The organism is Nonomuraea sp. NPDC050394, from assembly GCF_044459065.1.
In the GTDB taxonomy this organism is placed as follows: Bacteria; Actinomycetota; Actinomycetes; order Streptosporangiales; family Streptosporangiaceae; genus Nonomuraea.
On sequence record NZ_JBITIO010000010.1, the window covers coordinates 437,662 to 446,235 of the forward strand.

General features: G+C 71.3%; 6 protein-coding genes. 4 read left to right on the forward strand and 2 right to left on the reverse strand.

Going from position 1 to position 8,574, the window contains the following annotated elements; genetic code table 11:
• Position 1 precedes the first annotated feature (1 nt).
• The gene (locus ACIBKY_RS35190; RefSeq protein WP_397103571.1) at positions 2-1,525 is read right to left on the reverse strand and encodes an ABC transporter substrate-binding protein; all 1,524 of its coding nucleotides are present in this window, start codon (positions 1,523-1,525) and stop codon (positions 2-4) included.
• Between the two features lie 93 nt (positions 1,526-1,618).
• On the opposite strand from ACIBKY_RS35190, the gene ACIBKY_RS35195 reads away from it, so the two are divergent.
• The 3 genes from ACIBKY_RS35195 to ACIBKY_RS35205 all read left to right on the forward strand — a co-directional run bounded on the left by ACIBKY_RS35195 (position 1,619) and on the right by ACIBKY_RS35205 (position 5,325).
• Positions 1,619-2,566, forward strand: coding sequence for an alpha/beta hydrolase (locus tag ACIBKY_RS35195; protein ID WP_397103574.1), 948 nt, complete (start codon positions 1,619-1,621; stop codon positions 2,564-2,566).
• A 131-nt stretch (positions 2,567-2,697) separates the two neighbouring features.
• On the forward strand, positions 2,698-3,825 hold the full coding sequence (locus ACIBKY_RS35200; RefSeq protein WP_397103576.1) for a PucR family transcriptional regulator: 1,128 nt from the start codon (positions 2,698-2,700) through the stop codon (positions 3,823-3,825).
• 87 nt (positions 3,826-3,912) lie between these two features.
• Complete coding sequence (locus tag ACIBKY_RS35205) at positions 3,913-5,325, forward strand: carboxylesterase/lipase family protein (protein ID WP_397103578.1); 1,413 nt, start codon at positions 3,913-3,915, stop codon at positions 5,323-5,325.
• A gap of 38 nt (positions 5,326-5,363) precedes the next feature.
• Here ACIBKY_RS35205 and ACIBKY_RS35210 read toward each other — a convergent pair whose 3' ends face one another.
• Positions 5,364-5,933, reverse strand: coding sequence for a TetR/AcrR family transcriptional regulator (locus ACIBKY_RS35210; protein WP_397103580.1), 570 nt, complete (start codon positions 5,931-5,933; stop codon positions 5,364-5,366).
• A 36-nt stretch (positions 5,934-5,969) separates the two neighbouring features.
• Between ACIBKY_RS35210 and ACIBKY_RS35215 the strand changes: the two genes are divergently transcribed.
• A complete protein-coding gene (locus tag ACIBKY_RS35215; RefSeq protein WP_397103582.1) occupies positions 5,970-8,483 on the forward strand; it encodes a family 78 glycoside hydrolase catalytic domain in 2,514 nt (837 codons plus the stop codon).
• The last annotated feature ends 91 nt before the right edge of the window (positions 8,484-8,574 follow it).

Consider the following 8,574-nt stretch of genomic DNA (forward strand, 5'->3'; position numbering starts at 1 on the left):
CTCAGCCCACCGGGTGGTAGTCGCGCAGGAAGACGAAGATCTGGTCGGCCGCGGCGTCGATCCTGACCTTGTCCTTCTTCCAGACCATGAGGTTGGTGGCGGCGTACAGCGGGGCGAACCACGCCTGCTCCACCACATGGGTGTTGAGCTCCTGGAACAACTTGCCGCGCTCGGCCTCCTCCGCGACGGCGATCCGGTCCATGAGCTTGGCGACCACCGGGTCCTCCACGTGGAACGGGTTGAACACCCCGCCCTTGGCCAGGAACAGCGAGGCGTCCAGCCAGTTCTCTGTGGCGGTGTAGGTGTACATGAAGGCCGGGTAGGTGCCGGCCAGATACTGCTGGGTGATCAGGTTGCTGGAGACCGGCTTGTACTTCACCTTGATGCCGATCTGGCCGAGCTGCTGGGCGACGATCGGGTACAGCGCGGGCACGTAGGTGTTCTCACTGGGCAGGGTGAGCTCGAAGCCGTCCGGGTAGCCCGCCTCGGCCAGCAGCCGCCTGGCCTTGTCCGGGTCGTAGGGGTAGCGGGAGTTGAGCGCGGCCAGGTAGGCGGGGGTGCCGGCGGCGAACATCTGGGTGCGCCGGTCGCCGTTGCCCTTGTCGACCGCCTTGAGTATGCCCTCGGCGTCGAGGCCGTGGTTGATGGCCTGCCGTACCTTGACCTTGGCCAGCGGGGGAGCCAGCTTGCCCGCGCGGTCGACGATCCACATGCCCATGATCAGGCCGGGCATCTTCCTGTGCTCCAGGCCCGCGCCCTGAACCTGCGGCAGGCTGGCCATGGGCACGCCGCCGGCGTCGACCTGGCCGCTGAGCGCGGCGTTGGCCATCGCGTTGGTGTCGGGCAGCGCCTTCATCACCAGCTTGTCGAAGCCGAACGTGGCCGGCAGGGAGTACTTGGGGTTGCGGGTGAAGGTGTAGGAGGTGCCGCGGGTGCTGGCGTTCAGGTCCAGCACGTACGGCCCGCTGCCCACCGGGTTGGTCTTGAGCGTGGCGAAGGCCTTGGGGCTGGCGATCATGCCGGGGACCATGGAGAGCTGGTAGAGCAGGCCGGGATCGGGCTTCTCGAGCTTGACCATCAGCTCGGTCGGGCCGGTGGCCTCGACGCTCGCGATGCCGGCCAGCGCCGACTGGGTGGCGCCCGGGGTGCTCAGCCCGCGGTCCAGGTTCGCCTTGACCGCGGCGGCGTCGAGCGGGGTGCCGTCGGAGAAGGTCAGGCCGTCGCGGATGGTCATGGTCAGTGTGGTCTTGGGCTGGTCGTAGGCCCAGGTGGTGGCCACGCCGGGCGAGACGGAGAAGTCGGCGTTGAGCGTGGTCAGGGATGAGTAGACGGCCTGTAGGTAGCCCAGGGAGTTGCCTCCGGCACCGACGGCTGGGTCCCAGGACGAGACGTCGGCCGCTACGGCCAGGGTGAGCATGCGCTCCGCCGTGGCGGCGCGTTCGGCAGCGCCGCCGGAACATGCGGTGCCCGCGACTGCGAGGGCGACGGCGGCGGCCGCCAGGGCCGTCCCGCGAGATCTCGGCATCGGAACCTCCTCGGATGGGGGTGTGGCGAGGCTAACAAAAACTACCTATCAATTGGTAGGCTTTTGGTAACGATGCCGATCCGAGGAGTTCACATGCCCGTCGACCCGCAGATCGCCCCCTTGATCGCCATGATCCACTCCCAGCCTCCGGCGCCCCACGACCCCGTCGCCCGCCGCCGCATGAACGCCGAGCGCAAGGCGCAGGAGCCGAACCCCTACGGCGACTACGTGCAGGAGGAGCCGGAGATCGCGACGGTGTTCGAGGAGCGGATCAAGGTCGCCGATCCCGACGGCGAGATCACCGTGCGCGTGTACCGCCCGGCCGAGGAGAACGCCGGGGCGATGGTGCTCTTCCACGGCGGCGGCTGGCTGATGGGCACGATCGACGACAGCGACCGCCGCTCACGCGCCATCGCCGCGGGCGCCGGCGTCGTGGTGGTCAACGTGGACTACCGGCTGGCGCCCGAGTTTCCGTTCCCCGTACCCGCCCGGGACTGCCACCGCGCGTTCGAGTGGACCGTCGAGCAGGCCGGGCGGCTCGGGTTCGACCCCACGCGGGTGGGCGTGGGCGGCGAGAGCGCCGGCGGCAACCTGAGCGCGGCCGTGTCGCTGCTGGCCAAGGAGCGGGGCGGGCCCATGCCGGTGATCCAGGTGATGGAGATCCCCGCCTTCGACCTGACGATGTCATCGCCCACCGTCGAGACCTACGCCGAAGGGCACGTGCTGACGAAGCCGGAGCTGGAGTGGTGCGTGGGCACCTACCTGTCCGGGCACGACGCCACCGATCCCATCGCCTCGCCCCTGCATGCCGCCGACCTGACCGGGCTGCCGCCCGCGGTGATCCTCTCGGCCGAGTGCGACCCGCTGGCCGGCGACGCCCGCCGCTACGCCGCGCGGCTGGCAGAGGCGGGCGTGCCGGTGACCTTCCGCGAGTTCCCCGGGCACGTCCACGGCTCGCACACCCTGACCGGGATGCTGGCCTCCTCGCGCGAGTGGCGCACGACCGTCGTGGACTCGGTCACCGCCGTCATGACCCGCTGACCCCGCTCCGCTGACCTGCGGTGGGTCTGCGGTGGGCTGCGGTGGGTCTGTGGCGCCGGCTCGCGGCGCCTGGTGCCGTTGACCTGGTCTCATGTGCGGTGGCACAAGGGGTGGCCGTTATGCTGCCGCGCATGGGTGACCCACGGATCGCGCGCCTGGCCGCCGAGCTGCTGGAGGACGTGCAGGGGCTCGCCGACCGCATGTTCGCCGCCATCGTGGCCGAGGACGAGACCTACGCGGCCATGCCGGAGGAACGGCTGGCCGAGGTACGCGAGTACAACCGGCGCAACCTCGACGAGCACCTGCTCGACCTGGCCGAACAGCGCCCGGTCAAGGCCGTGGTGTCCAGGGAGACCGCGCGCCGCCGGGCCGGGCAGGGGGTGCCGCTGGGCACGGTGCTGCACGCCTACCGCATCGGGTTCCGGGTGGTCTGGGAGAGCCTGGTCGCGCGGGCGATGGCCGACCCCGGCTACCCCGTCGAGACGCTCGCCACCTCGATGACCGAGGTCTGGTCGCTCATCGACGGCTACTCCGTGGCGGTCACCGACAGCTACCACGAGGCCATGCTGGAGCTGGCCAGGCAGGACGAGCGCGAGCGCCAGGTGCTGCTCGACGCCCTGATCGAAGGGCGGGTCACCGACTGGAGCGTGCTGGGCGGCAGCGCGCACGCGCTCGGGCTGCCGGCGCGCGGGCCGTACGTGTGCGTGGTGGCCGACCCGGCGGTGCCGTTGTCCACGATCGGGCTGCGCGGCGCGTGGCGGCTGCGCGCCGACGACCAGGTGGGCATCGTGGCCGACTCGGGCGCGGTGCGGGCGGCGCTGTCCGGGCGCGGCAGGATCGGGATCAGCGCCCCCTACGAACGGCTGCCGCAGACCGCCGCCGCCTTCCGCCTGGCCAGGCTCGTGTGGGCGGGCCTGCCGCCGGGCAGCAGGGAGGCGGCCACGGTGGACAGCCGCCCGATCGGCGCGCTCGTCGCGGCAGCCCCCGACCTGGCCGAACGGGTCACCGCCGCGGTGCTCGGCCCCGTACTCGACCGCCCCGACGCCGAGGCACTGCTGGAGGTGCTGTCGGCGTGGATGGAGAGCGGCGAGTCCACTTCGGAACTGGCCCGCAGGCTCTACTGTCACCGCAACACCGTCCGCAACCGGCTGAGCAGGATCGAACGCCTCACCGGCCGGTCGCTGGAGCGCCCCGGTGACGTGGCCGCCCTGTACGCCGCCCTGATCGGCCACCGACTTGTGCCAGCGCCCAAACCCTGACCGGAAAGCCGTGTCTATGGCCCAGTGCCGGTAGAACGAGATTCCAGGAAAATGGAGCCACCGCCCTTATCGCTGAAGGCAGGCGCCATGGAGATCATCGTCGAGACCCGGCCGGGCAAGCTGCGCGGCCTGCTGGAGGATGGCGTCGCCGTCTTCCGCGGCGTGCCGTACGCCGCACCGCCCTTCGGCGAGCTACGCTTTCGCGCGCCCGAGCCGCCGCCACCGTGGGAAGGCGTGCGCGACGCGCTCGCCAACGGCCCCACCGCGGCCAAGCGCGGCTACCGGCCGCCGCTGGACGAGATCCTCGCCGAGGTGGCCATCCCGGGCGAGGACTGCCTCAACCTCAACCTCTGGACGCCCGGCCTGGACGGGCGGCGCCCGGTCATGGTGTGGATCCACGGCGGCTCCAACCGCAACGGCTCCAACGCCGTCCCGCTGTATGACGGGAGCGCGTTCGCCCGCGACGGCGTGGTGATGGTGGCGATCAACTACCGCCTGGGCGTCGAGGGCTGGGCCAGTTTCCCCGACGCGCCAGACAACCGCGGGCTGCTCGACCAGATCGCCGCGCTGACCTGGGTGCGGGAGAACATCGAGGCGTTCGGCGGCGACCCGGACAACGTCACCGTCTTCGGCGAGTCGGCCGGCGCGATCGACCTCGGGGTACTGCTCGGCATACCGGCGGCCCGGCGGCTGCTGAACCGGGCGATCATCCAGAGCGGCGGGCCCGCCGCCGGCCATCGCGCGGCCGTCAGGAAGGCGACCGGCCAGATCGCCCGCCGCCTCGGCGTGCCCGCCACCGCCGCCGCGTTCGCCGGCGTGGACCAGGAACGGCTGCTCGACGCGCAGGCCGCGGTCATGAGCAGGAGCGGCCTGGCCGGCGGGCCCGAGCTGGGGCCCGTGATCGACGGCGAGCTGGTCGCCGGGCCGCCGGAGGAGAACGTCGACCCCGAGGTGGAGGTGCTGATCGGGCACACCACGGAGGAGTACCGGCTGTGGTTCGTGCCGACCGGCGGCGTCGACCGCATGGGGCCGCTGATGGCCCGCGTGGCGATGCTCAAGATGGGGGTGAAGGGGCGGGTCTGGCGCGGCTACAAGGCGCTGTATCAGGGCGCGAAGCCGGGCGAGGTGTTCGGGCTCGTGCTCACCGACCGCCTGGTACGGCTGGCCAACCGCCGCCTGGCCGAAGGGCGGCCGATCGGGCGCACGTGGCTGTACGAGTTCGCCTGGCGCTCGCCCGAGCGCGACCTGGGCGCGGCCCACGCCATGGAGATCCCGTTCGTCTTCGACGCGCTGGCCATGCCCGAGTCGCGCTGGATGGTGGGGGAGAACCCGCCGCAGGGCCTGGCCGACGAGATGCACGCGGCGTGGGTGCGGTTCGCCACCACAGGGGAGCCGGGCTGGCCCGCGTGGAACCCCTCGACCCGGCCGACGATGGTCTTCGACGCCGAATCGGCGGTCGTGGAGGACAACCGGGCGGAGGTGCACGCCCTCTGGGTTTAGGGCAGGTCGCCTGGGTTTAGGGCAGGTCGCCTGGGTTTTTAGGGCAGGTCGCGCTGGAGCGACAGCGCGTACCCCTCGATGCGCTCGACCAGGTCCACCTGCTCGGGATCCAGCAGCCATTGGGTGGCCAGGCCGTCGAGCGTGGCGATGATCTCGGCCGCCTTGCCCTCCGGGTCGAGGTCGGCCCGGATCTCGCCGCGTTCCTGGCCCGCCCGCAGCGCTCCGGCCACCAGGGCGCGCATCGCCCGGTAGCGCTCGCGGAAGTACTCGTGCGCGGGCGCGCCTGGCTCCAGGTTCTCCGCCACCAGCACCGCGAACAGCTTGGTCAGCCCGCGTTCCTCCCGGTTGCGCCGGGCGAAGGCGGGCATCTCGCGGATGGTGCCCAGCCCGCCGAGCGCCGCCGCCTCGCGGGCGAAGTCGAGGCTCCTGCCGTCGCGCCACTCGATGACCGCGCGCAGCAGGCCCTCCTTGTTGCGGAAGTGGTAGAGCAGCCCCGGCTCCGTGATGCCCACGCGCTGGGCGATCTCGGTCATCCCGGTGCCGCGGAAGCCGGTGCGGGCGAAGAGTTCGGCGGCCACGGCCGCGATCTCCTCCTTGCGGTTCTTCATATGGACAACTTACTTAGTTGTAAGTAAGCATGCCTCATGGACATCGCAGCTCCCCGCTTCGAACACCTCGACGAGCCTCTTGGCCTGGGCGAAAGCCGTCCGAGACTCTCCTGGATCATTAACAGCGAAAGCCCGGGATGGCGCCAGAGCGCCTATGAGATATCGGCACGCGGCGAGCGCGTCCTGGTCGAGTCGGCGGAGTCGGTGCTGGTCCCGTGGCCGTTCGCGCCGCTGGCCGCCCGTGAGCGTGTGGAGGTCGGCGTCCGCGTGCGCGACGCGGAGGGCGCGTGGTCGGACTGGAGCCCGCCCGCCGTCGCCGAGGCCGGACTGCTCGCCCCGGCCGACTGGACCGCGCGCTTCGTCGCGCCGCCGGGCGAGGAGCAGCTCCTGCGCGGCGAGTTCACGGTACGGCCCGCCGTAGCGTCGGCCAGGCTCTACGCCACCGCGCTGGGCGTCTACGAGATCGAGCTCAACGGCGTCACGGTCGGCGACCACGTCATGGCGCCCGGCTGGACCAGCTACACCCACCGCCTGCGCTACCAGACCTATGACGTCACCACGCTCCTGCGCCCCGGCTCCAACACGCTCGGCGCGATCCTGGCCGAGGGCTGGTACCGGGGCCGCCTGGGTTTCCAGGGCGGTACCGTCGCGGTCTACGGTGAGCGCCTCGCGCTGCTGGCCCAACTGGAGATCACCTACGCCGACGGTACCGTCCAGCGCTACGGCACCGGCCCCGACTGGCAGTGCGCCCCCGGCCCCATCCTGGCCAGCGGCATCTACGACGGCGAGACCCACGACGCCCGCCTGCGGACCCCCACCGGCTGGCGCCCCGTGGACCCGCTGGAGCACGACCTGTCCACGCTGGTGGCTCCCACCGGCCCGCCGGTGCGCCGTACCCGGGAACTCACCCCGGTGGAGATCCTGACCTCCCCCTCGGGACAGACCATCCTCGACTTCGGCCAGAACCTCGTCGGCCGCCTGCGCGTCACCGCCCGCGGGCAGGCGGGCGAGCGCGTCGTCCTGCGTCACGCGGAGGTGCTGGAGGCCGGTGAACTGTCCATCCGCCCCCTGCGCACCGCCGCCGCCACTGACGTCTACATCCTGCGCGGCGACCCGGAAGAGGTCTGGGAACCGCGCTTCACCTTCCACGGCTTCCGCTACGCCTCCGTCGAAGGACCCGTGGACCCGGCGCTGGTCCGCGCCGTCGTCTGCCACACCGACATGGAACGCACCGGCCACTTCGAATGCTCGGACGCGCTGGTCAACCGCCTGCACGAGAACGTGGTGTGGAGCATGCGCGGCAACTTCCTCGACCTGCCCACCGACTGCCCCCAGCGCGACGAACGCCTCGGCTGGACCGGCGACCTCCAGGTCTTCACCCCCGCCGCCGCGTTCCTGCACGACTGCGCCGGGATGCTCACCTCCTGGCTGGCCGACCTCGCCGCCGAACAGGCGCCGAGCGGAGCCGTCCCCGTCGTGGTTCCCAACGTGCTGGGGGAACGCGCCGTGATCGCCGCCGCCGGGTGGGGCGACGCCGCCGTCCTGGTCCCCTGGACCCTTTTCCAGCGGTACGGCGACGCCGGGCTTCTGGAGCGGCAGTTTCCCAGCATGCGACGCTATGTCGACCACGTTGCGGAGCTGGCGGGTGATGGGCGGCTCTGGGATGGCGGGTACCAGTTCGGCGACTGGCTGGACCCTGCCGCGCCGCCGGACAAGCCGGGCGACGGGCGTACACCCAAGGAGGTTGTCGCCACCGCCTACCTCGCGCACTCCGCAAAGGTCGTGGCGGAGGCGGCGGCGGTGCTGGGACAGGACGCCGGGCCCTACACCGCTCTGTCCGCACAAGTCCGGCAGGCCTTCGCGGACGCCTACGTTTCGCCGGAAGGGATGGTGCTGGGGGATTCGGCCACCGGCTACGCGCTCGCTCTGCGCTTCGACCTGCTGCCCACGCGGGAGCAGCGGGTGTTCGCCGGCGAGCGGCTCGCCCGGGTGCTCGCCGACGGCGGCCACCACATCGCCACGGGCTTCCTCGGAACGCCGGAGGTGTGCGACGCCCTCACCGAGGCCGGGCAGGTGGAGGCCGCTTACCGGTTGCTGCTCCAGCGAGAATGCCCGTCCTGGCTGTACGCCGTGACCATGGGCGCCACCACGATCTGGGAACGATGGGACAGCATGCTGCCCGACGGCACCGTGAACCCGGGCGAGATGACATCGTTCAACCACTACGCGTTCGGCGCGGTGGCCGACTGGCTGCACCGAGTGGTGGCCGGAATAGCGCCGGCGGCGCCGGGCTACCGCCGCATCCTGCTGTCCCCCCGCCCGGGGGCGGACCTGACGTACGCGAAGGCAACCCTCCGCACCCCGTACGGGACGGCGGAACTCTCCTGGACCCTGACCAAGAACACGATGACCACCAACGCCGTGATCCCCCCGAACACCACAGCCCTGGTCACCCTCCCCCACACACCCCCTTTCGAGATCCAGTCCGGCACCTACCACTGGACCACCCCATGGACAGGAAGAGACTCCACCGACAACCCCCCGCGCTAGATCGTTGATGTGAAATCAGTGATCGTAGGAGGTTAGGGATCGCTTTACCGGAGCGCCGGTGTTCCAGTTGTGCCAGATGGCGGCGTTGAGT